General features: G+C 72.1%; 24 protein-coding genes. 10 read left to right on the forward strand and 14 right to left on the reverse strand.

The window, feature by feature from the left end:
• The first annotated feature begins 7 nt into the window (after positions 1 to 7).
• Positions 8 to 1342 carry a cytochrome P450 gene (locus tag ABZ562_RS25520; protein ID WP_361483877.1) on the forward strand — a complete coding sequence of 445 codons (1335 nt, stop codon included), beginning with the start codon at positions 8 to 10 and terminating at the stop codon, positions 1340 to 1342.
• Positions 1343 to 1627: 285 nt separating this feature from the next.
• A complete protein-coding gene (locus ABZ562_RS25525; RefSeq protein ID WP_361483879.1) occupies positions 1628 to 4273 on the forward strand; it encodes a tryptophanase in 2646 nt (881 codons plus the stop codon).
• A gap of 13 nt (positions 4274 to 4286) precedes the next feature.
• On the opposite strand, the gene ABZ562_RS25530 is transcribed toward ABZ562_RS25525, so the two are convergent.
• From ABZ562_RS25530 to ABZ562_RS25545, 4 genes are all read right to left on the reverse strand, one after another.
• Entirely contained in the window at positions 4287 to 4706 is a 420-nt protein-coding gene (locus ABZ562_RS25530) for a DUF6479 family protein (RefSeq protein ID WP_361483881.1), read from the reverse strand.
• A 42-nt stretch (positions 4707 to 4748) separates the two neighbouring features.
• The gene (locus ABZ562_RS25535) at positions 4749 to 5750 is read right to left on the reverse strand and encodes a nucleoside triphosphate pyrophosphohydrolase (protein ID WP_361483883.1); all 1002 of its coding nucleotides are present in this window, start codon (positions 5748 to 5750) and stop codon (positions 4749 to 4751) included.
• Between the two features lie 14 nt (positions 5751 to 5764).
• Positions 5765 to 6382 (reverse strand): SurA N-terminal domain-containing protein, encoded by a 618-nt coding sequence (locus ABZ562_RS25540; protein ID WP_361483885.1) that lies wholly within the window; start codon positions 6380 to 6382, stop codon positions 5765 to 5767.
• 135 nt (positions 6383 to 6517) lie between these two features.
• Positions 6518 to 7207, reverse strand: a complete 690-nt coding sequence (locus tag ABZ562_RS25545; protein WP_361483887.1) for an HNH endonuclease family protein — start codon at positions 7205 to 7207, stop codon at positions 6518 to 6520.
• Positions 7208 to 7295: 88 nt separating this feature from the next.
• Between ABZ562_RS25545 and ABZ562_RS25550 the strand changes: the two genes are divergently transcribed.
• Positions 7296 to 8777, forward strand: a complete 1482-nt coding sequence (locus tag ABZ562_RS25550) for a DUF2079 domain-containing protein (protein ID WP_361483889.1) — start codon at positions 7296 to 7298, stop codon at positions 8775 to 8777.
• Here ABZ562_RS25550 and ABZ562_RS25555 read toward each other — a convergent pair.
• Entirely contained in the window at positions 8749 to 9537 is a 789-nt protein-coding gene (locus tag ABZ562_RS25555) for a VOC family protein (protein ID WP_361483890.1), read from the reverse strand. The two genes, ABZ562_RS25550 and ABZ562_RS25555, sit on opposite strands and share 29 nt — an antisense overlap.
• A 114-nt stretch (positions 9538 to 9651) precedes the next feature.
• Here ABZ562_RS25555 and ABZ562_RS25560 point away from each other — a divergent pair, with 114 nt between their 5' ends.
• Positions 9652 to 10242, forward strand: a complete 591-nt coding sequence (locus tag ABZ562_RS25560) for an RDD family protein (RefSeq protein WP_361483892.1) — start codon at positions 9652 to 9654, stop codon at positions 10240 to 10242.
• Between the two features lie 85 nt (positions 10243 to 10327).
• On the opposite strand, the gene ABZ562_RS25565 is transcribed toward ABZ562_RS25560, so the two are convergent.
• Positions 10328 to 11584 carry an Ig-like domain-containing protein gene (locus tag ABZ562_RS25565; RefSeq protein ID WP_361483894.1) on the reverse strand — a complete coding sequence of 419 codons (1257 nt, stop codon included), beginning with the start codon at positions 11582 to 11584 and terminating at the stop codon, positions 10328 to 10330.
• Positions 11585 to 11892: 308 nt separating this feature from the next.
• Here ABZ562_RS25565 and ABZ562_RS25570 point away from each other — a divergent pair, with 308 nt between their 5' ends.
• On the forward strand, positions 11893 to 12186 hold the full coding sequence (locus ABZ562_RS25570; protein ID WP_361483896.1) for a hypothetical protein: 294 nt from the start codon (positions 11893 to 11895) through the stop codon (positions 12184 to 12186).
• Positions 12187 to 12235: 49 nt separating this feature from the next.
• Here ABZ562_RS25570 and hutH read toward each other — a convergent pair whose 3' ends face one another.
• The 6 genes from hutH to ABZ562_RS25600 all read right to left on the reverse strand — a co-directional run bounded on the left by hutH (position 12236) and on the right by ABZ562_RS25600 (position 20538).
• Positions 12236 to 13780, reverse strand: a complete 1545-nt coding sequence (gene hutH, locus ABZ562_RS25575; protein ID WP_361483898.1) for a histidine ammonia-lyase — start codon at positions 13778 to 13780, stop codon at positions 12236 to 12238.
• Between the two features lie 597 nt (positions 13781 to 14377).
• The gene (locus ABZ562_RS25580; RefSeq protein ID WP_361483927.1) at positions 14378 to 15475 is read right to left on the reverse strand and encodes a sensor domain-containing diguanylate cyclase; all 1098 of its coding nucleotides are present in this window, start codon (positions 15473 to 15475) and stop codon (positions 14378 to 14380) included.
• A 219-nt stretch (positions 15476 to 15694) separates the two neighbouring features.
• A complete protein-coding gene (locus tag ABZ562_RS25585; protein ID WP_361483900.1) occupies positions 15695 to 16489 on the reverse strand; it encodes an enoyl-CoA hydratase-related protein in 795 nt (264 codons plus the stop codon).
• A gap of 46 nt (positions 16490 to 16535) precedes the next feature.
• Positions 16536 to 18110, reverse strand: a complete 1575-nt coding sequence (locus ABZ562_RS25590) for a cytochrome P450 (RefSeq protein ID WP_361483902.1) — start codon at positions 18108 to 18110, stop codon at positions 16536 to 16538.
• A gap of 109 nt (positions 18111 to 18219) precedes the next feature.
• Positions 18220 to 19284, reverse strand: coding sequence for an adenylate/guanylate cyclase domain-containing protein (locus ABZ562_RS25595; protein ID WP_361483929.1), 1065 nt, complete (start codon positions 19282 to 19284; stop codon positions 18220 to 18222).
• A gap of 357 nt (positions 19285 to 19641) precedes the next feature.
• Positions 19642 to 20538: a biotin--[acetyl-CoA-carboxylase] ligase gene (locus ABZ562_RS25600; protein ID WP_361483904.1), complete on the reverse strand. Its 897-nt coding sequence runs from the start codon at positions 20536 to 20538 to the stop codon at positions 19642 to 19644.
• Between the two features lie 190 nt (positions 20539 to 20728).
• Between ABZ562_RS25600 and ABZ562_RS25605 the strand changes: the two genes are divergently transcribed.
• The 3 genes from ABZ562_RS25605 to ABZ562_RS25615 all read left to right on the forward strand — a co-directional run bounded on the left by ABZ562_RS25605 (position 20729) and on the right by ABZ562_RS25615 (position 22821).
• Positions 20729 to 22327: an acyl-CoA carboxylase subunit beta gene (locus ABZ562_RS25605; RefSeq protein ID WP_361483906.1), complete on the forward strand. Its 1599-nt coding sequence runs from the start codon at positions 20729 to 20731 to the stop codon at positions 22325 to 22327.
• 20 nt (positions 22328 to 22347) lie between these two features.
• A complete protein-coding gene (locus ABZ562_RS25610) occupies positions 22348 to 22554 on the forward strand; it encodes an acyl-CoA carboxylase epsilon subunit (protein ID WP_123105403.1) in 207 nt (68 codons plus the stop codon).
• A 135-nt stretch (positions 22555 to 22689) separates the two neighbouring features.
• Positions 22690 to 22821 (forward strand): hypothetical protein, encoded by a 132-nt coding sequence (locus tag ABZ562_RS25615; protein WP_267892808.1) that lies wholly within the window; start codon positions 22690 to 22692, stop codon positions 22819 to 22821.
• Positions 22822 to 22844: 23 nt separating this feature from the next.
• Here ABZ562_RS25615 and ABZ562_RS25620 read toward each other — a convergent pair whose 3' ends face one another.
• Complete coding sequence (locus tag ABZ562_RS25620; protein ID WP_361483908.1) at positions 22845 to 23243, reverse strand: peptidase inhibitor family I36 protein; 399 nt, start codon at positions 23241 to 23243, stop codon at positions 22845 to 22847.
• A gap of 255 nt (positions 23244 to 23498) precedes the next feature.
• Between ABZ562_RS25620 and ABZ562_RS25625 the strand changes: the two genes are divergently transcribed.
• Complete coding sequence (locus ABZ562_RS25625) at positions 23499 to 24101, forward strand: nucleoside triphosphate pyrophosphatase (RefSeq protein ID WP_361483910.1); 603 nt, start codon at positions 23499 to 23501, stop codon at positions 24099 to 24101.
• A gap of 14 nt (positions 24102 to 24115) precedes the next feature.
• Here ABZ562_RS25625 and ABZ562_RS25630 read toward each other — a convergent pair whose 3' ends face one another.
• Complete coding sequence (locus ABZ562_RS25630; protein WP_361483912.1) at positions 24116 to 24580, reverse strand: hypothetical protein; 465 nt, start codon at positions 24578 to 24580, stop codon at positions 24116 to 24118.
• A 345-nt stretch (positions 24581 to 24925) separates the two neighbouring features.
• On the opposite strand from ABZ562_RS25630, the gene ABZ562_RS25635 reads away from it, so the two are divergent.
• Positions 24926 to 25026, forward strand: a 101-nt coding sequence (locus ABZ562_RS25635; protein ID WP_158786612.1) for a biotin carboxylase N-terminal domain-containing protein, incomplete at its 3' end; no start/stop codon positions are given.

Below are 25026 nucleotides of genomic sequence, written 5' to 3' on the forward strand. Positions count from 1 at the left end.
AGCAAGAATGGACACTCAATCGGACTTCCCGGCTCCGCCGCCGGGTTGCCCTGCCCATGGGCGGGTGCCCCTGCACGGATCCGAGTTCCAGGCGAATCCGGAAGCGTACTACGACTGGATGCGCCGTTACGGTGCCGCCGCTCCGGTGGAATTGGCTCCCGGTGTCGAAGCCACCCTCGTCACGGACTACTCGGCCGCGCTCCAGCTGCTGCAGAACTCGGACACGTTCCGCAAGGACGCACGCCGCTGGCGCGATCTGAACGAGGGCAAGATCAGCCCCAGCAGTCCGGTTGTGCCCCTGCTCGCGTACCGCCCGAACTGCATGTTCACCGACGGCGCCGACCACATGCGGCTGCGCCAGGCGGTCACCGACAGCCTGGCCAAGGTGGACACCCACCAGCTGAGCCGGCACGTCGACGGGGTCTCCCGCTACCTCATCGAGCAGTTCAGCTCGCGCGGTTCGGTCGACCTGCTGAACGACTACGCCAAACTGCTGCCGCTCTTCGTGTTCAGCGAGCTGTTCGGCTGCCCCGCGGAAATCGGTGACCGGGTCATCTTCGGCATCTCCGGCATTTTCGACGGCATCAACGCCGAAAAGGCCAACGAGGTACTGACCCAGAGCGTCAGCGAGCTGGTCGCGCTGAAACGGTCCAACCCCGGGAACGATGTCACGTCCTGGCTTATGCAGCACCATGCGCAGCTGACCGACGAGGAAATGGCGCATCAGCTGGTATTGCTGCTGGGATCCGGTGCGGAACCGCTGCGGAATCTCATCGCCAATTGCCTCCACCTGCTGCTCTCCGACGACCGGTATTCGGGTGGCGGACTGCTGGTCGAGGACGCCATTGACGATGTGCTGTGGAACAGCCCGCCCATGGCGAATTACTCGCCGCATTACCCGGTGTCCGATGTTGAATTCGCCGGTACCAAGCTGCGGGCGGGCGATCTCGTCCTGGTCAGCTACGCCGCGGCCAACTCGGATCCGGCGCTCGCCGCCTCCCGCGAGCAGCAGAGCAAGCGTGCCCACCTCGCCTGGAGCGCCGGTCCGCACGCCTGTCCGGCGAAGGATCCGGCCCAGCTCATCACGGTGTCGGCCATTGAGAACCTGCTCAACCAGCTGCCCGACGTCGAGCTGGCGGTGCCCAGCGAAAGCCTGACCTGGCGTCCCGGCCCCTTCAACCGCGGCCTGGCGGCACTGCCCGCCCGTTTCACTCCCATACGGATGGATAAACACCCGACTCCGCAGCAACAGCCTGTTACGTCCGGGGATCAGAGCCGACCGAACACCAAGCGGGAAAAGGGCGGGTTGTGGAGTTCGTTCCTCGCCTGGTGGAGGGTGTGACCCACGCAACGTCACCCACTTTTTTCGCACCGCATGCTTAATCAATCGATCGGGTAGGTCGTATCGCGAAAATTTCTTGGTTAAATGAGAACAAGGAGCTGTCGTGCAGCCTATCGCCGACCACCCCGGCGTTGATCGAAGTTCCGCGGTTTCACTCAAACCCCTTTTGGGTCGACGAAGTGTGACGCCACACTACGTTTTCACTCCTCCCCAACCCGGTTTTCTTCACTCCACCGCGCCTCGGGAGGTTCGGTGAAGCTCTTCCGCTTCGGGGGGAGGAGACGTGTGGGGGCGCGCGAAACCCGTACGCACCCCACACGGCTCGGCGACCTCGTCACCAGCCAGCTCACCCGGCTGGGCGAGGTGGCGGGGCTGAGCGAAGCCGACACCACGGCTTACGCACAGATCGTGACCGAGACCCTGGGGCCGGTGGCCAAGCGCCCGCTGGAGCTGCCGCCGCCGTCCCCCAGCTTCCTGTCCGACGACCACACCCCGGTCGAGTACTCCCTGGCCTTCACCCCGGACCGGCTTCCGGCGCTCAGGGTGCTGCTGGAGCCGGGGTGCCAAGCCGAAGACCTCAGGGAGAACGGCCGCATCGGCCTGCGCACGATCCGCGCCATGGCCGACCGCTGGGCGTTCTCCACCGACCGGCTCGACCGGCTCGAGGACCTGTTCTTCCCCGACTCCCCCGTCGGACCGCTGGCCCTGTGGTGCGCCCTGGAGCTGCGCCCCGGCGGCGTCCCCGCGGTCAAGGTGTACCTCAACCCCTCGGCCAACGGCCCGGACCGGGCCGCGGAAACCGTCGGCGAGGCACTGGACCGGCTCGGCTGCCGCCAGGCGTTCGACACCCTGCCGGCGGCCGACGGCTACCCGTTCGTGGCCCTGGACCTCGGCGAGTGGTCCGCGCCACGCCTGAAGGTCTACCTCTCCCACCACGGCCTGTCCCCCGACCGGGCCGCCACCCTCTCCCGGATGGCTCCCCACCCCGGCCGGGCGCGACTGGAGGAGTTCTTCCGCACCGCCGCGGGCCTCCCGGCCGGGACCGGCAAGGGGCTGTACGGCCGGCCCGCCATCTCCTGCCACTCCATCACGGAGACGCGCACCGGCCTGCCCAGCGGCTTCACCTCCCATGTGCCCGTCCGGACTTACGTGCGCGACGACGCCCAGGCGCGGGAGCGGGCCATGGCCGTCCTGCGCCGCCACGGCATGGACGGCACGGCGCTGGACCGGGCGCTGGGCGCGATCACCTCGCGCCCCCTGGAGGACGGCTCGGGCCTGATCGCGTATCTGGCCCTGGTCCACGAACGCGGCCGGCCGACGCGGGTGACCACGTACCTCTCCGCGGAGGCGTACGAGGTCCGGCCGCCCCGGGAGACGGAACCGGTCTACGAGCCGGGACCGGCCCACGAGGCGGCACCGGAGCACCAGACCCCGGTGGTCCGCGACCTCGCGCGGGCCCGGAGCCACACCGAGAACAACGATGTGACAGGAGACAAGGTCAGCGTGGAGCCCTACCGGATCAAGGTCGTCGAACCGATCCCCATGACGACGCGGAAGCAGCGCGAAGAGGCGCTCAAGCGCGTCCACTACAACCTGTTCGACCTGCGGGCCGAGGAGGTGACCATCGACCTGCTGACCGACTCCGGCACCGGCGCCCTCTCGGCGGCGCAGCTCGCCGCGGGGATGGCCGGGGACGAGTCCTACTCGGGCTCGCGCTCCTTCTACCGGTTCCACGACGTGGTCACCGAGCTGACCGGATTTCAGCACATCCTCCCGGCCCACCAGGGGCGGGCGGCGGAGCGGGTGCTCTTCTCCTCGCTCCTCAAGCCGGACTCCCTCGTCCTGGCCAACACCCACTTCGACACCACCCGCGCCAACGTGGAGCTGAACCACTGCGAGGCGCGCGACCTGCCCTGCCCCGAGGCCAAGGACCTGGACAGCACCGAGCCGTTCAAGGGGAACATCGACCTCGAGGCGCTCGAACAGACCCTGACCGGTCCTGACGCCTCCCGGGTCGCCGTGGTGGTCATGACCATCACCAACAACGGCGGCGGCGGCCAGCCCGTCTCCATGGAGAACCTGAAGCAGACCGCGGCGCTGTGCCGCAAGCACCGCGTACCGCTGTTCCTGGACGCCGCCCGGTTCGCCGAGAACGCCTGGCTCGTCACCCGGCACGAACCCGGATACCGCGACCGCACCCCGCGGCAGGTCGCGGAGGAAGCGTTCCGGCTGGCGGACGGCTGCATGATGAGCGCCAAGAAGGACGGCATCGTCCACATCGGCGGCTTCATCGGCATGAACGACCCCGAGCTGGCCCAGCGGTGCGAACTGCTGCTCATCGCCACCGAGGGCTTCGCCACCTACGGCGGCCTGGCCGGCCGCGACCTCGACATGATGGCGCAGGGCCTCACCGAGGTCACCGACCCCGGCTACCTCGCCGAACGCGCCGACATCGCCGCCCACCTCGCCCGGCGCGTCCGGGCCGCCGGGGTCGACATCGTCGAGCCGCCGGGCATGCACGCCCTCTACCTCAACGCCGGGCGGCTGTTCCCGCACATACCGCCGCACCAGTACCCCGGCCACGCGCTGTCCTGCCAGCTGTACCTGGAGGGCGGCATCCGCTCCGCCGAACTGGGCTCCCTCTACCTCGGCGAGGAGGACGAGGCCGGAAACCCGGTCAAGAGCGCGCCGTACGAACTCGTACGGCTCGCGCTGCCGCGCCGCGTCTACACCCGCAGCCACTACGACCACATCGGCGAGACCCTGGCGAAGATCGCCAAGAACGCGGACGCGGTGCACGGCTTCCGGATCTTCGACCAGTCCCCGATCCTGCGCCACTTCCGCGCCAAGCTGGAGCCGGTACCGGTACCGGCCCCGACAACGGCGGGCACGGCGCGGGCGGTGGCGCGCACCACCACGGCGGCCCGCTGAGGGCGGGGCCGGCTCAGCCGCCGCCGAACGATCCACTGTTCCCCTCGGTCCAGGTCTTCCGGCCCTCGGCGCCGCCCGTGCCGGAATCCCTGGTCCCGGAGCCGCCCAGCTGGTGCGGGCGGCGCCGGACGCCGTCGGGGGACAGCTCGTCGGGCTCCCGGCTGTGGGTCTGGTAGCCGACCCGGTCCTCATCGTCCTGATGCCCCGGACCGTGGCCCGCGCGCTGTGCCTCCTGCGCGGTCTCGTCCACCTGCTGCCAGGCGCCGGAGCGGCGCTTCGGCTCCTGGGACGGGACCGGCTCGCGGGCCCGGAGCCGGATGCCGTACCAGATCGCGGCGATACAGATCACGACCACCACGATGCCGACGGCGAGCGGGCCCGTTCCGACCAGGAAGTCGTGGGGCACGGCGAGGTCCATGGCGTACGTATCCATGGCGGCCGGGTACCCCGGTCCGCCCGGTTAACCCGCCCCGGATCACCGGGCCGCCGTGGCCTCCACCGCCAGGATCGCGTCCCGGTAGGCGCGGGCCGCGGCGCGCAGCGCCGTCTCCGGCTCCACGCCCGCCTCCTTGGCGCGGATCGCCAGCGCGAGCAGTTCGTAGCCGAAGCCCTCGCCGTCCGGCAGGGCGACGGCGAGTCCGGCGGTGCGGGCGCGGGAGGCGAGCTGCGCGGTGAGGGCGAGCGAGGGCTGACCGAGCGGCACCCCTTCGGTGACCGAGTCGCGCTGCTTCTCGATCGCCTTGGTGCGCAGCCAGTGCTCCTTGACGTCCTCGGCGGTCTCCGCGGCCTCCTCGCCGAAGACATGCGGATGGCGCCGGATCAGCTTGTCCACGATGGCGCCGGCCACATCGTCGATCGAGAACGGCTCGTCCTCGTGCTCCTGCGCGATCCGGGCGTGGAAGACGACCTGGAGCAGCACGTCGCCCAGCTCCTCGCGCAGCGCCTCCCGGTCGCCCTCCTCGATGGCCTCGACGAGCTCGTACGCCTCCTCGATGCCGTACTTGACCAGCTCCTCGTGGGTCCGCGCCCCGCTCCACGGGCACTCCGCGCGGATCTGGTCCATCACCTGGACCAGATCCAGCAGCCGGGCGCCCGGCAGGTCGTACGAACCGGGCAGCAGCTCCAGGTCCGGCATCGCCTCACGGCCCGAACCCGCCAGCCGGGCCAGCCCGTCGGTCAGCGCGGACTCACCGTCGGCCGAGGTGATCACGACGGCGCTGCGGCCGCCCTCCGCGACGCAGTAGTCGACCAGCTCGCGCGCCGCCGGGACCGCGTGCTCCACCTCGATGCCCGCCTCGCGCAGATACGGCAGCTGCGGATGGCCGCCGTCCCCGCACAGCACGCGGTCCGCGCCGCGCAGCGCCTGCCAGGCGGGCCAGGACAGCAGTCCGGGCGCCACCCGGTGGCTGGTGGTGAGGAGAACGACGCGGCCGGTGGCGAGGTCGGCCGCGGGGGCGGCGGAGTCAGGCGTGGTCACCCTTGCAACGTAACCTACGCCGGCGCCTGCGAGGCGGGGGAGGTGCGCAGCCAGGCCTCCTTGGTGAGGACCGCGGTGCCCTTGGTGTCGTCCCAGGCGCCGTAGCGCGGGTTGACCTTGATGTCGAGGTCCTTGGAGGTGCGGGTGAACACCGTGTTGACCTTGGCGACGCCGAGCTTGCGCAGCAGCGCGGTACGGGTCAGCTCCATGCGGACGGCGTCGTCGATCTGGTCCGGGGCGATGCCCTGCTCCAGGTAGGCGGCGCGCAGCGCGGCGGCCCCGCCGGACTGCTGCTCGGTGGCGGCGCGGGCGCGCTGCACCGCGCGCCGGCTGACCCCGATGCCGTTGTCCTTCCCGGCCCGCTCGATGACCTTGAACTGGATCATGCGGATGAGGGTGTTCTGGGTCAGCTGGCCGCTGCCGGCCACCAGCTGGTCCGCCCTCGGGGAGCCGCGCTGTGCGTCCCGCACGTCCCTCACCTGGGCCTGGAGCTGCGACTCGGTGATCCGGCCGTCGTCCAGGACGGCCGCGGAACCGGCCCGTGGGGAGCCCCCGCAGGCGGTGAGCAGCGGGGCGCAGACCAGCAGGGCGGACGCGGCGGAGACGGAGAGCGCAGTACGGCGGCGGATCATTGAGCCTCCCGGCAGAGATCGTGCGGCGCGACAAACGATCTGGCGTTGATCGATGGTATGGAGTCGGCGCGGCCTAGGCCACTGCTTGGACAACGATTCACCGGGGTCTTGGTCAGCACCTGGCCGCGGACCGGCTCAGCGGCGCGCCCCGCTGTCCGAGGCCGCGGGCAGCTTCGCCCCCGGGCACGTGCCCAGCACCCGCTTCATCGCGTCCCGCTCGGGGGGTGTCACCCACAGCTCGTACTTCTTCTTCACCGCCGCCTGCCGCGCCACGTACGCGCAGCGGTAGCCCTTGTCGGGCGGCAGCCAGGTCGCCGCGTCGCCGTCGCCCTTGCCGCGGTTGGTGGCGGCGTCCACGGCGATCAGGTTGAGCGGGTCGTTGGCGAACGCGACGCGCTTGTCCCGGTCCCAGGCCCGGGCGCCCTTTTGCCAGGCGTCCGACAGCGCCACCACATGGTCGATGTCGATCTTGCTGTGGCCGCGGACGAACCGCAGGTTGCCGCCCGTGTACGGATCGTGGGCGAGGGTGCCCGAGATCACCTCGCAACGGTCGTCGCGGAGCCGCACGCCGGTCAGATCGCGCCGGAGGATGTCATCGCGGGTGTCGCAGTGGTTGTCGTCCGTGTCGGTCCAGGGGCTGCCGAACGCGGCACGCTCGTAACCCGTCTTCGGCGCCCGGCCCTTGACCGTGAGCGAGCCCACGGCGGACAGCGCCGGCCCGGATGGTGCCCCGCTCCCCTGCCCGTCCCCGCCCTTGTCCCCGGGCAGGCAACCGGTGAGGGACAGCAGCGCGGCCAGCACGACGGCCGCGCTCTTTCCCGCCAACCCCGATTTCGCGCACCGTTTCGGCAACCGCACCGCCCCCTTCGCGTATCTTTTCGACAGACCGCCCACCACACGATAAGGACCCTGGATGGACACGGCCGCGACAGCCCCGCCCGGCACCACCGCCGAAGGGGCGACCGCCGCCACCGCACGCCGTAGTACCCGGCTCCCCGCCCGGGCAGTCGCGCTGCGGCATCCTCGGTTCGATCCGTACTGGCTGGCCCTCGGCCTGTTCGCCGCCTACGCGACCCTGTCGGTCTGCCGCTACCGCCGCATGGCGACCATGTCGTGGGACCTGGGCATCTTCGAACAGGCGATACGGGCCTACGCGCACCTCCAGGCCCCGATAGCCGACCTCAAGGGCCCCGGCGCCAACATCCTCGGCGATCACTTCAGCCCCATCACGGCCCTCCTCGCCCCGCTCTACCGGATCTTCCCCAGCCCGGTCACGCTGCTCGTCGCGCAGGCCGCCTTGTTCGCGCTCTCCGCCGTCCCCGTCGCCCGCACCGCCGCCCGGCTGCTCGGCCGGGCCCGGGGGCTCGCCATCGGCACCGCGTACGGACTGGCCTGGGGCCTCCAACGGGCCGTGGACTTCGACTTCCACGAGATCTGCTTCGCCCTCCCGCTCATCGCCTTCTCCCTCGAAGCGGTCATACTCCGGCGCTGGTACGCGGCGATGCTGTGGGCCGCCCCGCTGGTCTTCGTCAAGGAGGACATGGGCGCCACGGTCGCCGCTATCGGCGCCGTCATCGTGGTGCGCGTATGGCGCGAGCGGGAGACGGGCCTCGTGCCGCTCGCCGTCGCCCTCATGGGCTTCGGGGTGCTGGGCTCGGCGCTCGCGCTCGGCGTCGTCATCCCCGGCTTCAACGGGGCCGGTTCGTACGACTATTGGGACAAGGTCGGCGGCGGGGGCGGCTCGGACGCCGCCATCCCCTTCGCCACCGCGCTGCGCACGCTGCTGTGGACGCTGCTGCCGACCACCGGGCTGCTCGCGCTGCGCTCCCCGCTGCTGCTGGCCGCCCTGCCCACCCTGGGCTGGCGCTTCGTCTCCCACGACGAGCACTACTGGGGCACGGACTGGCACTACAGCGCGGTGCTGATGCCGGTCGTCTTCCTGGCCCTGGTCGACGCGCTCGACCGGATCGGGACCAGCGGCAGCGGCCGGCTCGTCCGTTACGCCCGTCAGCTGCCCGCCGCGGTCTGTGCCGCGGCCCTGGCCCTGACCACCTCGCTGCCGCTGGCCGGGCTCGCCGAGGAAGCCACCTACCGCAAGCCGCCCCCCGTCCAAGCGGCGGAGCGGCTGCTGGACCGGATACCCGACGGGGCGACCGTCGAGGCCAACGTCGGGCCGATAGCCCGCCTCACCAGCCGCTGCCGGGTCTTCTGGGTCGGCTCCACCCAGGGCGTCACCCCGCGGTACCTGGCGCTGGCCGAGCCGCCGGACCGCACGGTGCGGCAGGAGCTGGCGTACGCGAAGCAACTGCACCCGCACGCGCGGTACGAGGCGCTGGCGCGGGAGGGCGGCTACTTCCTGCTGAGGCTCAAGACCTCATCGGCCGCGGGGCGATGACCGCGAACGGGGCGCCCTGCGGGTCGCGCACCAGGGCCATCCGCCCGGCCACCATGTCGAACGGCGGCTTGAGCACCGTCCCGCCCTCCGCCGACAGCTTGGCCACCGTCCGGTCGGTGTTCTCGACCGCGAAGTAGACCAGCCAGTGCGAGGGCGTCCCGGGCGGCACCCCTTCCCGCAGCGGCTGGAGCCCGCCGATCGTGCGGCCGTTCACGGTGAGCCCGAAGTAGCCCTCGGCGCCCTCCATGGGGATCGTCTCGATGCCGAGCGCCTCCGCGTAGAACGCGCTCGCCGTGTCGCGGTCGCTGGTGTTCAGCTCGTTCCACACCACCGCGCCGGGCTCGTTGACGATGCCCGCACCGGGGAACTCCCGCGCCTGCCAGACGCCGAAGACGGCGCCGGTGGGGTCGGCCGCCACCAGCATCTTCCCCAGGTCCATCACGTCCATGACGGGCAGCAGCACGGTGCCGCCGTTGCGGCTGATCGCCTCGGAGGTGGCCTGGGCGTTGGCGGAGCTGAAGTAGGTGGTCCACACGGTCGGCGGCGCGGGCTGGTCGTCCATCGCCTGCGCGGCCATCACCCCCGCCACCGGCCGGTCCTTGAGCGTGCACACCGTGTAACCGCCGTATTCGGCCGGGCCGATCTCCCCGGACCAGCCGAACAGCCCGGTGTAGAAGTCGAGGGCGGCCTGCTGGTCGGAGGCCGTCAGATCGATCCAGCAGGGGGTGCCGGGCTCATGGGGAGTGGTGAATGCGGGCATCGGTGCCTCCCAATCAAGGCCTCTGCCCTCAATTCTCCCCCCGTGCGACGGGCGCGCCACTCGGCGGGGAGGCCGCCGCGCGGCGCCGTCATGGACCTTGGCAGGATTTCGGCCATGAGTGATCCACGGGGGCAGTACCAGCCCACTCCGCATTCCGCTCCGCCCCATCCCGCCAACCCCTACGCCCAGCCGTACGCGCATCCGTACGCCCAGCCATACGCGCATCCGTACGCGCACCCCGCCCCGCAGCCTCAGCCGCAGCCTCGGCCCCGGCCGGTCCACATCCCGGAGCCGGCCGGTGATGAGCGGCGCATGTGCGCGGCGACGGTGGACTGCGCCCTCGCCTGGGGCGGCGGCATCGCGCTCGGCCTCAAGGTCCTCCCGATGCTCAAGGTCGGGGCCGACCCCGTGATCCTGTTCCTGGGCGCCGTGTTCGGGCTGTCCATCGCCAACCAGGTGCTGGGGGCCTGGATCTTCCGGGCCTCCGTCGGCAAGTGGATGCTGCGGATGCGCGTGGTGCGCGAGAGCGACGCCGGGCGGCCGGGGTTCTGGCGGCTGGTCCATCGCTGGCTGGTCGGGATGACCTGGCTGCCGATGCAGCCGGTGCGCGGTCTGTTCGGCGCGGACGGCGATCCGTACGAGGACCACTGCAACGTCCGGTACGTGCGGTTCAAGGATCTGCGGCGGCTGCGGCACCCGGGCTGACGGCAGGCCAGAAGGCCCGTGAACGCCGGGCGGCGGCCGGCCCGAAGGCCGACCGCCGCCCGGCGGTGGTGTGCTTCACGCGGCGTCAGGCGCCGGTCGCGCTGCCCGCCACCCACTGGCTCCAGTCCATGTTCCAGCCGTTGAGGCCGTTGTCCGGTGCCACGGTCTTGTCGTTGGAGTTCTTCACCACCACGACGTCACCGATCTGGGAGTTGTTGTAGAACCAGGCGCCGTCCGTGTTCGGGTCGTTGGCGCCCTTGGTGTCCGACAGACCCACACATCCGTGGCTGGTGTTCTGGCTGCCGAAGATGGACTTGGCGCCCCAGTAGTTGCCGTGGATGAACGTGCCCGAGGTGGACAGCCGCATGGCGTGCGGCACGTCCTTGATGTCGTACTCGCCCTTGCCGTCGTCGTCCGTGAACCCGACCGTGGCGCCGTTCATCCGGGTCTCCTTGAACTTCTCGGAGATCACCATCTGACCGTTGTAGGTCGTGTTGTCGGGGCTGCCGGCCGAGATCGGGATGGTCTTGATCAGCTTGCCGTCGCGGACGACCTTCATCGTCTTGGACTTGGCGTCGACCGTGCTGACCTGGGAGTGGCCGACCTTGAAGGTGACGGTCTTCTCCTGGACGCCCTTCACACCCGACGACGCCTCGACGCCGTCCAGGTCCAGCTTCAGGGTGACGGTGGAGTTGGCCTTCCAGTAGTCCTTCGGGCGCAGGTCCAGGCGGTTGCCGTTGAACCAGTGGCCGACGACCTGCTGGCCGCTGCTGGAGGTGACCTTGATGTGGGACTGGACGTCCTTCTTGTTGGTCACCGCCTTGTCGAAGTTGATCGACACCGGCATGCCCACGCCGACCGTCGAGCCGTCCTCCGGCGTGAAGTTGCCGATGAAGCTGTTGGACGGGGAGACGGTGGTGAAGGAGGAGTGCTCCGTGGCCTTGCGGCCGTCGGAGTCCTTGGCCTTCGCGCTGATCTCGTACTGGGTGGACCGCTCCAGCTGCCCGTCGGGCTTCCAGGAGGTCCCGTCGGACGATATGGATCCGGCCACGGTGGAGCCGTCGGCCTTGGAGGTCATGGTGACCGAGGTCAGCTTGCCTCCGCTGACGGTGACCTTGGTGTCGCTGTTGATGCCCGCATTGGTCGCACCGGCCTTCGGCGTGATCTTGATACGGGCGTCGGAGGCGTCCTTGGCCGCCGCCTCGTCCACCTGCGACTGCGACTTGCCGCCGCCTTTGCCGTCGCTGCTGTCGCCATCCCCGCCACAGGCGGCGAGAGTGAGTGCCCCGCTGAGCACGGCGGCCGCGGCCACCAGCCCCCTACGGCGCTTGCCGTACGTCATCACACGCTTCTCCATTTACGACTGGACCCCAGAAACCCAAGACCTATCCAGCAAGACCTATCCAGGAAGAACGCCTGTACCTTTTGGTCGGTTCCACGCCCAGTAAAACTGTGCGCGAGGCCACTTAGCAAAGACGCTGGTCCAGCTTATGACGCAGCGCCGTGAATACAGACAAACCATGACAGGCAGGGATTAGTCATACGGTGCGGAGCGGGCCATCGTCCCGGTTCGCTACCGTCCGCCCCCGGTATGTCACTACGATCGGGCACGCAGGGTCAATTCACCGCACCCTCAAGGAGGATGCCGTTGTGTCCGCACGCCGACCGCTGCTGACCGCCGCCGCAGCCGGTTCGCTGCTGTGCGCCCTGTGGTTCGTCCCCTCCGCCAACGCGACGGTCGAGGACGACGGCCGGCCGTCGTCCTCCGGGAGCCGTGGCGAAGAACCGTCCCAGCCGCGGACCGAGGCCGTCCCGGACGAAAACCTCGCCGACACCGGCAGCGTGGACGTCACCCCGTACCTCGCCGGAGGCACGGCCTTCCTGGGCCTCGGCGTGACCATGGTGACCGCCTCCGCGCGCCGTACGCGCCCGGAGGCGTCCTGATCACGCCGGGCCGCATCACGCCGGCCGCATCACGCCGGGCCGATGCCCCTCAGGCCAGCGGCCCGGTCACCGATTCGACCGCCTCGGCCAGTCCCCCGGACCGTACGAACGCCTCGGCGGCCGCCAGGTCCGGCGCCAGGTAGCGGTCCCCGCCCGGGCCCTCGACCCCCGCCCGGCGCACCGCCGCCAGCACCGCCCGGGTCGCGGGCGCGGGCACCAGGCCCTCCCGCAGCTCGACCGCGCGGGCCGCGGCGACCAGTTCGATCGCGAGGACCCGGGTCAGGTTGTCCACCACCGTGCGCAGCTTGCGCGCCGCCGACCAGCCCATGGAGACGTGGTCCTCCTGCATCGCGGAGGACGGGATCGAGTCGACCGAGGCGGGCACCGCGAGCCGCTTCAGCTCGCTCACCAGCGCCGCCTGCGTGTACTGCGCGATCATCAACCCCGAGTCCACGCCCGGGTCACCGGCCAGGAAGGGCGGCAGCCCGTGCGAGCGGTTCTTGTCCAGCAGCCGGTCGGTGCGGCGCTCCGCGATCGAGGCGAGGTCGGCCGCCGCCACGGCGAGGAAGTCCAGGACGTACGCGACGGGCGCGCCGTGGAAGTTGCCGTTGGACTCCACCCGGCCGTCCGCCAGCACCACCGGGTTGTCCACGGCGGACGCCAGCTCCCGGTCCGCGACCAGACGGGCGTGCGCGAGCGTGTCCCGGCCCGCGCCCGCCACCTGCGGGGCGCAGCGGATCGAGTACGCGTCCTGGACGCGCGGCGCGTCGTCCTGGTGGTGCCCGGTGAGCCCGGAACCGGCGAGCACCCGCAGCATGTTGTCCGCGCTGGCCGCCTGGCCGGGGTGCGGGCGGATCGCGTGCAGCTCGGGCGCGAGCACCCGGTCCGTGCCGAGCAGCGCCTCCAGCGACAGCGCGGCCGTCACATCGGCGACGGTGTACAGCCGGGCCAGGTCGGCGCAGGCCATGACCAGCATGCCGAGCATCCCGTCGGTGCCGTTGAGCAGCGCCAGCCCCTCCTTCTCGCGCAGCTCGACCGGCTCGATGCCGTGCGCGGCCAGCAGCTCGGCGGCGGGCCGCACCTCCCCGTCGGGCCCCTCGGCGTCGCCCTCCCCCATCAGCGCCAGCGCGCAGTGGGACAGCGGCGCGAGGTCGCCGGAGCAGCCGAGGGAGCCGTACTCGTGCACGACGGGCGTGATTCCCGCGTTGAGCAGCGCCGCCATCGTCTCCACGACCACGGGCCGCACCCCGGTGTGGCCGGACGCGAGCGTCTTGAGCCGCAGGAACATCAGCGCCCGCACCACCTCCCGCTCCACCCGCGGGCCCATGCCCGCCGCGTGCGAGCGGACGATGTTGCGCTGCAGCTGGGCGCGGAGCTCGGGGCTGATGTGGCGTACGGCGAGGGCGCCGAAGCCGGTGGAGACCCCGTACACGGGCTCGGGCCTGGCCGCCAGGTCGTCGATGACCCGCCGCGCGGCCCCCACGGCCGCCAGCGCCTCCCCCGCCACCTCGACCCGAGCCCCGCCCCGCGCCACGGCGACAACGTCCTCGGCGGTCGTCCCGGACGTCCCCACCACCACAGTGTGCATATCCATATTCAGGCACCCTAGAGAGTGAATCTCCAGGTGTCACCCCAGGTGGCCTTTCCCCAGCCCCGCCCCTCCCCACCCGGGGGCACGGTGCGTCGGCGCCCCCGCTCGGGAAGGGCCGGGGAACGGGCGGCGGCCCGGCACCGTACGAGCGGCGAGGGCAGTACCCCCGCACTGGGCGCGGTGGCGAAGCCCCACCGGGGGCCCGGGGGCGAAGCCCCACCGGGGACGCGGGGGCAAAGCCCCAACTGGGACGCGAGGGCGAAGCTCTGCCGGGGGCGTGGGGGCAAAGCCCCACCGGGGGCCCGGGGGCAAAGCCCCACCCAGGACGCGGGGACAAAGCCCCACCCAGGACGCGGTGACAAAGCCCCACCCAGGACGCGGTGACAAAGCCCCACCGAGGACGTGAGGGCAAAGCCCCACCGAGGACGCGGGGGCAAAGCCCCAACGGGGACGTGAGGGCAAAGCCCCACCCAGGACGCGGGGACAAAGCCCCAACGGGGGCCCGGGGGCAAAGCCCCAACGGGGGCGTGGGGGCGGAGCCCCCGCTCGGGAAGGGGCGGGGCGGGGAACAAACCGCAGCGCGTGGCGGCGGCGGGTGGGTCAGGGGCGGCGGCCCCGGAAGCGGCGGCGGTCTCGGCGGCGGTCCGCCGGGGTGTCGGCCAGGCGGATCACCGGGTCGTCGGGCCCACCGTCGCGGCCCGCCACCACCGGCTTCTGGGAACGGGCGGCCTTCGCCCGGTACTGGGCCGCGTCCGCCAGCCGGAACAGGCGGCGGGCCGACGGCACGGGGCCGATCGGGTCGCCGGTCGAGGCGATCCCGCAGGCGACCCCCTCGCCCATCTCCAGCTCCGCGGCCCGCCGGCACAGCTCATCGGCCACCCGCACCACCTCGTCCGCCGGCGGCCCCACCCCCAGCAGGCAGAACTCATCCCCGCCCAGCCGCGCCACCAGGGCCCCCGGCAGCATCGCCCCGCACAGCGACAGCACCGTGCCGAAACGTTCCAGCAGGCGGTCCCCCACCGCATGCCCCAGCGTGTCGTTGACCCGCTTGAGGCCGTTCAGGTCGCACACCACCAGCGTCACCACGGTGCCGTCCTCGCGGTACGCCTCCAGCGCCTCGTCCAGCCGTATGTCCACCGCCCGCCGGTTGCCCAGCCCGGTCAGGGGGTCGGTGAAGGCCAGGCGGCGGGCCTCCTCCAGACGTTCGGTCTGAGCCAGCCCGGCGGCCGCCACCGAAGCCAGGACGGTCGCGAAATCGGCGTCGTCCCGGTCGAACACCGGGCTCCCGGCCGCCCGCGCCACATACAGCTCGCCCCACGCCCGCCCGTGCAGCACCAGCGGCGCGACCACGCACGAGCCGCGCCCGCGGCGCCGCAGGGCGGCCACCCGCTGATGGCAGTACGGGGCCGGGCCGGGCCCCGTGCCCTCCGCGGTCTCCACCCACGCGTGCGGCTCACCGCCCGCGGCCCACCGCTCGTGCAGGAACTCCGCGATCTCCGGGAAGTCGTGCACCGGATACGACTCGTCGTCCGGCACCGGCTCCTCCCCCGGCATCAGCTCGCCCACGTTCACCAGGACCCGCAACCGGCCCCGATCCCGCTCCCACACCGAAACCGCCGCGAAACTGCCGTCCAGCGCGCGGCGCGCGCTCTCGGCGGCGGCGCCCACCGACTCGCGCGCGGTGGGCGCCGCCGCCATCGCCTGCGCGAGCCCCACCACCGCCCGCAATCGCCGGTCGCCGCCTCGTCCCCCGCCGTCCCCGTTCTCGCTCACGATCGGCCTCGCATTCCTCACCGCGCACACTCACCGGGAGCACGCGCGTCCGCTCTGCACTCAAGAGTAAGAATGTCGAGGACAATCCGCTTTAGCCCGTTCACCGCCGGTATCGGCCGGGCGGTATCAACCGGGGCAGGGCCCTCACTCCCCGGGCCAGTCCGGCGTCCGCTTCTCGTTGAAGGCCGCGACCCCCTCGGCCCGGTCCGCGGAGAAGGCGATCGTCCGCCACCCCGCGTCCTCGACCTCCAGCCCGGCCCGGAGGTCCAGGCCGTGCCCGAGCCGCAGGGCCCGCTTGGCGGCGCGCAGGCCGACGGGCGAGTTGGCGGCGATACGCCCGGCCAGCTCCAGCGCGGCCGTACGGTCCTCACCCGGCGCGACGAGTTCGTCCACCATCCCCAGCGCGTGGGCCTCCTCGGCGGGCACCCGCCGGGCGGAGAAGATCAGCTCGGCGGCGCGCGCGGCCCCCACCCGGCGGGGCAGCAGCTGCGTACCGCCGCCGCCCGGGATCACGCCGACGGACACCTCGGGCAGCCCCACCACGGCCGTGCGGTCGGCGACGATCACGTCGCAGGACAGGGCCAGCTCGTAGCCGCCGCCGAGGGCGAAGCCGTGCACGGCGGCGACGGCGGGCATGGGCAGCTCCAGGACGGCCGTATAGGCGGCGCGGGAGACGGGCCGGTGGCGCATCATCTCGGCGTCGGAGAAGGAGTTCCGCTCCTTGAGGTCCGCGCCGACGCAGAAGGCCCGCTCGTGGGTGGAGGTGAGCACGACGGCCCGCACCGAACCGTCGTCCGCGAGCGCCGCGCACGCCGCCGCGATGCTCCGGGCCATCTCGGAGGACACCGCGTTCATGGCCTTCGGCCGGTCCAGCACCAGTTCGGCCACGAAGCCGTCCCGCCGGACCGCGACCCACTCCCCGTACCGCTGCTCGCCCATCTCGCACCCTCCCGGTTAACGACCGTGAACCGTTGCCCGGGCTACGTTACCGGCGCCGCCGCCACCGCATCAGGTACCCCAGCATCGACGGCCGGCGGCGGCCACCGTCGCCGTCGCCCCCCGCCGCGGGGGCCTCCTCGCCGGAGCCCTCGGCCCAGGACGGCACCGGGGCCGGGTCGGGTCCCGCCCCCGCGCCCGGGGCCCCGTCCGGCGCCGGGACCGAAGCCGCGCCCAGGGGCGAGCCCGAGCCGGGACCCGGGACCGCACCCGCGCCTGGAGCCGGGGCCGAGCCGGGGACCGCCGCTCCCGGAGCCGAAGCCGAGCCCGAGGCCGGGGCCTCGCCCGGTAGCCCGGCCGGGACCGCTTCCGCACCCGCGGCCACCGGGGCCGGCTGAGCCGGGGCCGGGTCCCGGGGAGTGGGTGGGAAGCGGGCCGGGAGGGAGATCAGGCCGCGCTGGTAGATGCCCGGGCGCCAGCGCAGTTCCTCCTCCGGGCCCGCGAGTTCCACCTCCGGCAGCCGGTCCAGCAGCTTTTCGAGGGCGACGGAGGCGATGAGGCGGGCCGAGCTGCGGCCGGGGCACATGTGCGGGCCGGCGCTGAAGGCCAGGTGGCCGCGGTTGCCGCGGTTGCGGTCGGAGGTCCGCAGCGCCTCCTGGTTGGCGGCGGCGAAGCTGATCACGATCGGCTCGCCCTCCCGCAGCCGTACCCCGGCCAGGGTGACGTCGTGGCGGGGGAAGTGGACCGCGAAGTTGGCCAGCGGCGGGTCCGCCCACAGCACCTCGTCCAGGGCGTCGTCGACGAGCATGCTGCCGCCGGAGACGCCGCCCGCGAAGCGGTCGTCGGTCATCAGCACGCGCAGGGCGTTGCCGATGAGGTTGATCACCGGGTCGCTGCCGGAGGCGGTCAGCAGCATCAGCTGCTCGACGAGTTCGTGGTCGGCGAGCCGTTCGGGGTGGGCGATCAGCCAGGAGGTGATGTCGGCGGCGGGCCGGGCGCGCTTGAGGGCGACCAGTTCCTGGAGCGCCTCGGTGATCGTACGGTCGGCCTCCGCCACGTCCGTACCGTCGAACAGGTGCGCGAGCCCGGTGAAGAGCCGGTCCGCGATCTCGCGCGGGCAGCCGAAGAGTTCGCCGAGGACGAGCAGCGGCAGCAGCGCGCTGTACTCGCCGATCAGGTCGGCCTCGCCCGCGTCGCAGAACTGGTCGATCAGGGAGTCGGCGATCCGCTCGACGTAGCCGCGCAGCGCGCCCGGGTCGATGCGGCTGGTGGAGTCGTCGATGGCGGAGCGGTACCGCTGGTGCTCCTCGCCGTCCACGGCGGTGGGCTGCGGCCGGTAGCGGATGAGCCGGCCGGCGTGGCTGGTGTCGGGGACCCGGCCCTCGTTCTTCGCCCGCCAGCGCCGCGGGTCCTTGGAGAACGTCTCGGGGCGGCGCAGGATCTCCAGCGCGGTGTCGTAGCCGACGCACAGGGTCGCGGTGACGCCCGGGTCCAGCTCCACCGGCGCCAGTGGCCCGTACGTCTCGCGCAGTCGCCGGTAGACGGCGGACGGGTCCTTGGCGAACTCGGGCGTGTACAGCGGCTCGGCCGCCTCGGCGCCCGTTTCAACCGGCTCGTCGATCATGCCGCCGTACGCTAGCGGAACGGTTTTCCGCCTTGTGCCGACTTCAGCGATTGGTGATATTCGTCAACCGCGGCAACCCCGGGCGGGCCGCACCCCCACCGACCGCCCCTCAGCTACGGCGGCTCAGCAGCCACGGCTCCACGACCCCGAGCCCACGCACCGGCCGCTGCCACATCGGCTGGAGCGCGAAGCGGTACGAGGGCGGCTCCTCGCCGTCCTTCTCGGCCTTGGCGGCCGCCTCCGCGGCCTCCGCCTCCGACACCGGGGCCTCCCCGGTGTGGCTCAGCTCCTCCGCGAACGCGCCGTCCACCAGGACCGCGTTCTTGGGGGCTATGGAGGTCAGCCGGCTCGCCAGGTTCACCGTCGTCCCGAAGACGTCGCCCATGCGGGTCGTGACCGTGCCGAAGGCGATCCCGACGCGCAGCTCGGGCATCGTCTCGTCATGGGTCAGGGTCTCGATCAGCCGCAGCCCGATCTCGGCGGCGATGCCCGCGTCGTCGGCCGCGTACAGCACCTCGTCGCCCAGGGTCTTGATCAGCCGGCCGCCGTGCGCGGCCACCAGGTCGGCGGCCGTGGTCTCGAACGCCTCGACCAGCTCGCCCAGCTCCTCCTCCTCCAGCCGCCGGGTCAGCCGGGTGAAGCTCACCAGGTCCGCGAAGCCGACCGCGAGCCGCCGGTCCACCATCTCCGCGTCGTCCGCCGCCTGCACCACGCGGCCGGTCGCGGCCGCGAGCTGCCGCCGGTAGACGTACACCAGGAACTCTTCCAGCTCCGGCAGCAACAGCTCGACCAGCGGATAGGTGATCTCGGTCCGGGTCATCCCGGACTCCTGGGGTTCGGTGAGCCCCTCCAGGAAGGAGTCGATCTGCCAGTCGGCGAGCCGCGCGGTGGTCTGCCCGGTGGAGCGCGCCACCTGGATCGCCATGGGCTCGCTCAGCAGCCCCGCCTCGACGAGGCCGGACAGCCGGCGCAGCGCCAGCACGTCCGCCTCGGTGAGCGCCTTGGCCTGGCCTATGTCGGCGAAGCCCATCGCCCGCCAGAAGCGGGTGGCCAGCTCGACGGAGACGCCCGCGCTGCGGGCGGCCTGGAAGGGGGTGTAGCGCCGCTCGGCGCCGAGGATCAGCTGCTCCAGCCGGAGCGCGATGGGGTCCGGGGCGTCGGCGTCGTCCTCGATGCCGTCCTCCGTACCGTCCCCGGTGGCTTCCGAGGTGGCGTCGGCGGCCGGGCCGCCCGCGCGCGCCCCGGTCTCCCGCACGGCGGTCTCCCGCACGGCGTCCTGTACGGCGGCGTCCTGCCCGGCAACATCCCGTCCGGCGGCGGCTTCCGCGGCGGCGTCCCGCACACCGCGCCCCTCGGCCGATCCGGAACCCGCGTTGTCGGCGGTCACCGCCCGCCCCCTGTCCGATCCGTGCGCACTGCCCTTACGTTCCTTCTTCCGGTTCGGCCTACGGCCGCCCCGAACTGGACGGACCGCCACCACGATACGTCAGGTGTGCCCTAGCTCACTCTCCCCTCTTCGTTCCACTCCGGCTCACCCTTCCGGCGGCGCGGGGCGCAGGTGCACGATGTCCCCGGCGGAGACCGGTTCCTGCACTCCGGTGTCCGAGGCCAGCACGAGCCGTCCGTCGCCGTCGATCGCGACCGCCTCGCCGACGGTCGCCCCGCCGCCCGGAAGTTCCGCGCGGACCCGTCGTCCCAAGGTCGCACAGCCCGCCGCGTAGGCCTCCTGGAGCCCGCAGGCCGCCGGGTCGCCCTCGAAGCGGCGCCATTCGCCGTACCACTGCTCGACGGACCGCAGTACGGCCCGCAGCAGCGGATCGCGGTCGGTGGAGATCGCGTCGGCGAGGGCCAGCGAACCGGCCGTCGGCACGGGGAGTTCACCGGCGCGCAGGGAAACGTTCAGGCCGACCCCGATCACCACGGCGTCATCGGCCCGTTCGGCGAGGATGCCGCCGAACTTCCGCTCCTCGCCACCGACCGTCACCAGCAGGTCGTTCGGCCACTTCAGCGCGGTGTCCACGCCCGCCGCCCGGCTCAGCGCCCCCGCGCTCGCCACCCCGGCGAGCAGCGGCAGCCAGCCCCAGCGGGACGTCGGGACGCCGGCTGCGCCGGGGCGCAGCAGAATGGAGAAGAAGAGTCCGGACCGGGCCGGGGCGGTCCAGGTGCGGTCCAGGCGGCCGCGCCCGGCGTTCTGCTCCTCGGCGACGAGGATCACGCCCTCCGGGGCGCCGGCCCCGGCCCGGGCCACCAGGTCGGTGTTGGTCGAGCCGGTCGCCTGCACCACCTCCAGTTCCGTCCACAGCCCGCCGGGGCGCACCAGGGCGCGGCGCAGGGCGGCCCCGCTGAGCGGCGGCCGTTCCAGGTCCGTCCAGCGGCCGCGGGGATCGCGTGGATCTCCCGGACCCCGGGGGGTGTCAGATGGCGTCATACGGGCCAGCCTATGACCAGGAGGTGTGGCCAACGACGCAGTGCCACCCGGCGATGGCGCCGATACGCTACGGACCGGTAGCCCCAGTCAGCACAAACCCCATCAACCCCGCCTTCCCAGCGGCTATCACCCCGATCGCAGCGTCACGGTCCCACCATCCACCCCCAGGACGAGCAGGAGCCGCATCCCGATGTCCGAGCAGCCGGAGATTGCCCCCGAGATTCCAGACCGTCACACGACCGCGGGGAAGCTCGCGGATCTGCAGCGCCGCATCGAAGAAGCGACACACGCGGGTTCCGCGCGGGCGGTCGAGAAGCAGCACGCCAAGGGCAAGCTGACCGCGCGCGAGCGCATCGACCTGCTCCTCGACGAGGGGTCCTTCACCGAGCTGGACGAGTTCGCCCGGCACCGCTCCACCAATTTCGGCATCGAGAAGAACCGGCCCTACGGGGACGGGGTGGTGACCGGTTACGGCACGGTCGACGGGCGCCCGGTGTGCGTCTACTCCCAGGACTTCACGATCTTCGGCGGCTCGCTGGGCGAGGTCTACGGCGAGAAGATCGTGAAGGTGATGGACTTCGCGCTGAAGACCGGCTGCCCCATCATCGGGATCAACGACGGCGGCGGCGCCCGGATCCAGGAGGGCGTGGTGGCGCTCGGCCTGTTCGCCGAGATCTTCCGCCGCAACGTCCACGCCTCCGGGGTGGTCCCGCAGATCAGCCTGATCGTCGGGCCGTGCGCGGGCGGCGCGGTCTACTCGCCCGCGATCACCGACTTCACGGTCATGGTCGACCAGACGTCCCACATGTTCATCACCGGACCGGATGTGATCAAGACGGTCACCGGTGAGGACGTCGGCTTCGAGGAGCTGGGCGGGGCCCGCACCCACAACACCACCTCCGGGGTCGCCCACTACATGGGCGGCGACGAGAAGGACGCCATCGAGTACGTCAAGACGCTGCTGTCGTACCTGCCGTCCAACAACCTCTCCGAGCCGCCCGCCTTCCCCGACGAGGCCGACCTGGAGACCTCGGACGAGGACCGGGAGCTGGACGTCCTCATCCCGGACTCGGCGAACCAGCCGTACGACATGCACCGGGCCATCGAGCACGTCCTGGACGACGGCGAGTTCCTGGAGACCCAGGCGCTCTTCGCGCCCAACATCATCACCGGGTTCGGACGGGTCGAGGGCCACCCGGTGGGCATCGTCGCCAACCAGCCGATGCAGTTCGCCGGATGCCTGGACATCGGCGCCTCCGAGAAGGCCGCGCGCTTCGTCCGCACCTGCGACGCGTTCAACGTGCCCGTGCTGACCTTCGTGGACGTGCCCGGCTTCCTGCCCGGCACCGACCAGGAGTACAACGGCATCATCCGGCGCGGCGCCAAGCTGATCTTCGCCTACGCGGAGGCCACCGTCCCGCTCATCACCGTCATCACCCGCAAGGCCTTCGGCGGCGCGTACGACGTGATGGGCTCCAAGCACCTGGGCGCCGACCTCAACCTGGCCTGGCCCACCGCGCAGATCGCCGTCATGGGCGCCCAGGGCGCGGTCAACATCCTGCACCGCCGTACGATCGCGGCCGCCGACGACCCCGAGGCGACCCGCTCCGAACTGATCGCGGACTACGAGGACACCCTGCTCAACCCGTACACGGCGGCCGAGCGCGGCTATGTCGACGCGGTCATCATGCCGTCCGAGACCCGCCGCCACATCGTTCGGGGGCTGCGCACCCTGCGGAACAAGCGCGAGCAACTGCCCCCGAAGAAGCACGGCAACATCCCGCTCTAGGTTCAGGAAGGGCTGTTTCCATGATCCGAATCGTCCGGGGCAATCCCACCCCAGAGGAGTTGGCAGCCGCACTGGCGGTCGTACAAGCACGCGCGGCGGCCGCGTCGGCCGCCGCGCAGGGCGAGGGCGTACCGGAGGAGTGGTCCGATCCGGCCCGCACCATCCCGAGCCGCCGCGTCCCGCAGCCCGGCCCCAAGGCGTGGCGCACGACGTACTGGCCCGCCTGACCCGACGTCCCGCCTGACCCGATGTCCCGGCGCATCCGGCATGCCGGCACCGCCCGGAAATAGCGCCCGCGCGCCGCGGCGCCTGAGTACGCGTACTCAGGCGCCACGGCATTGTCCCGCCGCACTATCGGTCGCATGCTGTGGTCCGAGCCGCCCGATGAGCCGCCAGAAGAACTACGGCGCGCTCAGGCGATGCTCCGCCGCGTACGGGCCGTCCTGGCGATCGCCGTCATGATCGCCACCTGTCTGCTCACGCTGCACCCCTGAGGGGTGGATCCGCGCCTGCCGGTCTACTGCTTCTTGAAGGAGCGGATCTGGTAGCTGCCCTGGAGATTGCCCCCGTGGCCGGCGGTCGTCGATCCGACGCGCGCGTTGTAGTTGGTCTGCGTGTAGTACTGCACGCGGTGGCCCGTTCCGTTCCACACGGACAGCACGTTCTTGCCGTTGCGGATGAAGGAACACAGGTCGGCGGTGTTCGCGACCTTCTCCGACGCCCACTGGCAGCGGGTGCCACCGCCGTCCCAGCCGCTGTAGATGCAGAACTTCCCCGGATCGCAGTGGAAGGCCGCCGCGCCGGTGCCGGTCCCCGGGGTTGCCGGGGCCGAACCGGTGGCGGACGCGGCGGGGGCCGCGCCGAGGGCGGCCGCGAAGGCGAGCGAGGCGATGGCGAGCGAAGCGGTACGACGCATGGAAAACGTCCCCTTCCGTCGGTGTCCCCGGGCAACCACCCGGGCGGAAGTCAGTCTGGTGCGGCGGAAACGGCCCTCGTCAGGGCGTGCGGAGGGGGCGCGGGAGGCACCCCGGGAGAGTGCGGACGCCCGCCCTCCGCACCACGAGCCGGGGACTCCGGTCGCATCGGCCGCGGACCACCCGCGCCGCCCCCTGCCACGGCACCCTGCCAGTGGCGCGCACACCCGGCGCGCCGCCCGCCTACCCTGGTGCGCATGACTGCCCAGCGCACCCTGATCCTCGCCTCCGCCTCGCCCGCCCGCCTCGGACTGCTGCGGCAGTCGGGATTCGCGCCGGAGGTGATCGTCAGCGGAGTGGACGAGGACGCGCTGAGCGCCGAGACGCCCGCCGCGCTGGCGCGGGTGCTGGCGGAGGCCAAGGCGGCGGCCGTGGCCGGGCTGCCGGAGGCCGACGGGGCGATCGTCGTCGGCTGCGATTCGGTGCTGGAGCTGGACGGGCAGGCGCTGGGCAAGCCCGCGGACGCCGAGGAGGCCACCGCCCGCTGGAAGTCGATGCGCGGCCGGTCGGGGGTCCTGCGCACCGGCCACTGCGTGATCGACACCGCGAGCGGCCGCCGCACCTCGGCCACCGCCTCCACCACGGTCCACTTCGGCGAGCCGACCGACGCCGAGGTCGCCGCGTACGTGGCGAGCGGCGAACCCCTGCACGTGGCGGGCGCGTTCACGCTCGACGGGCGTTCGGCGCCGTTCATCGAGGGCATCGAGGGCGACGCGGGCAACGTCATCGGGCTGTCGCTGCCGATGCTGCGCACGCTGCTGGCCGGGATCGGCGTGGGCATCACCGACCTCTGGGCCTGAGGTCTGAAAGCGCCTCAGGCCGGGCTGGGGGCGTCCTGGCCGCCCTCGGCCTCCGGGGCGGCCCCGCCCCGGGCCAGGCCCTCCGGCTCGTACGCCAGCAGGCTGAGCACCACCAGCCCCAGCACCACCATCAGGCACACGAACGCGAACCAGCCCGCCAGGCCGATCGAGAACGCGCCCACCACCCCGTGCGTCACCGCGCAGGTGAGCAGCAGGACGCGGCCGAGACGGCCGGGCGCGCGGTCGCGCAGCGCCATGCGGAGCAGCACCGCGCCGCACAGCAGCAGATAGACGCCGAAGACGCCGCCGCCGATCCAAGTCCCCACGGACATCGCGTCGGTGTCCATCCCGCCCAGGGACATCCGCTGCCGGTCCACGACCAGGCCCAGGATCCAGTTCAGCAGCCCGATGCCGACCGCCTCCAGCATCAGCGCCACGGCCGCCACCGCGGCCACTGGTCTGCGTGCCACCCCGCCCACCTCTTCCGGTTCGACATCGCGAACGCTACTAACGGGTAAGCCGCCCCACAAGAGGTGTGCGAGGAGCTCTCGCGCGCAGGACGGTGCGGCAAAGTTTCCGTCCCTCGTTCGTAGGGATCCCACAAAGAAACGCGAAGCTCCCCAGTACGGCGGGGCGGAGATCCCGCGCACGGCGCGGACTCCGTCGCGGGCCGGAAAACCGGGCGTACCGTGGAGCGACGGGGGATTCGGCTGCCTGTCCCGGGCAGGAACAACGCTCCGTGTGGTCAAGCTCACGCCCGAGGGCTTCTCGGCGTGGGGTGTCGCCTGTACCTAAACTCGGCTTGTTTCAAGGAGGGAGCCATCGTGCGCAAGGTGCTCATCGCCAATCGTGGCGAGATCGCTGTCCGTGTTGCCCGTGCCTGCCGGGATGCCGGGATCGCGAGCGTAGCCGTCTACGCCGATCC

This window comes from Streptomyces sp. NPDC019937, from assembly GCF_040631655.1.
GTDB lineage: Bacteria > Actinomycetota > Actinomycetes > Streptomycetales > Streptomycetaceae > Streptomyces.

Coding starts and splice junctions, on each gene's coding strand:
- ABZ562_RS25520 (WP_361483877.1), top strand. CDS start 8: ATGGACACTCAATCGGACTTCCCGGCTCCGCCGCCGGGTTGCCCTGCC.
- ABZ562_RS25530 (WP_361483881.1), bottom strand. CDS start 4,706: ATGGATACGTACGCCATGGACCTCGCCGTGCCCCACGACTTCCTGGTC.
- ABZ562_RS25540 (WP_361483885.1), bottom strand. CDS start 6,382: ATGATCCGCCGCCGTACTGCGCTCTCCGTCTCCGCCGCGTCCGCCCTG.
- ABZ562_RS25550 (WP_361483889.1), top strand. CDS start 7,296: ATGGACACGGCCGCGACAGCCCCGCCCGGCACCACCGCCGAAGGGGCG.
- ABZ562_RS25555 (WP_361483890.1), bottom strand. CDS start 9,537: ATGCCCGCATTCACCACTCCCCATGAGCCCGGCACCCCCTGCTGGATC.
- ABZ562_RS25560 (WP_361483892.1), top strand. CDS start 9,652: ATGAGTGATCCACGGGGGCAGTACCAGCCCACTCCGCATTCCGCTCCG.
- ABZ562_RS25565 (WP_361483894.1), bottom strand. CDS start 11,584: ATGACGTACGGCAAGCGCCGTAGGGGGCTGGTGGCCGCGGCCGCCGTG.
- hutH (WP_361483898.1), bottom strand. CDS start 13,780: ATGGATATGCACACTGTGGTGGTGGGGACGTCCGGGACGACCGCCGAG.
- ABZ562_RS25580 (WP_361483927.1), bottom strand. CDS start 15,475: ATGGCGGCGGCGCCCACCGCGCGCGAGTCGGTGGGCGCCGCCGCCGAG.
- ABZ562_RS25585 (WP_361483900.1), bottom strand. CDS start 16,489: ATGGGCGAGCAGCGGTACGGGGAGTGGGTCGCGGTCCGGCGGGACGGC.
- ABZ562_RS25590 (WP_361483902.1), bottom strand. CDS start 18,110: ATGATCGACGAGCCGGTTGAAACGGGCGCCGAGGCGGCCGAGCCGCTG.
- ABZ562_RS25600 (WP_361483904.1), bottom strand. CDS start 20,538: ATGACGCCATCTGACACCCCCCGGGGTCCGGGAGATCCACGCGATCCC.
- ABZ562_RS25605 (WP_361483906.1), top strand. CDS start 20,729: ATGTCCGAGCAGCCGGAGATTGCCCCCGAGATTCCAGACCGTCACACG.
- ABZ562_RS25610 (WP_123105403.1), top strand. CDS start 22,348: ATGATCCGAATCGTCCGGGGCAATCCCACCCCAGAGGAGTTGGCAGCC.
- ABZ562_RS25615 (WP_267892808.1), top strand. CDS start 22,690: ATGCTGTGGTCCGAGCCGCCCGATGAGCCGCCAGAAGAACTACGGCGC.
- ABZ562_RS25620 (WP_361483908.1), bottom strand. CDS start 23,243: ATGCGTCGTACCGCTTCGCTCGCCATCGCCTCGCTCGCCTTCGCGGCC.
- ABZ562_RS25625 (WP_361483910.1), top strand. CDS start 23,499: ATGACTGCCCAGCGCACCCTGATCCTCGCCTCCGCCTCGCCCGCCCGC.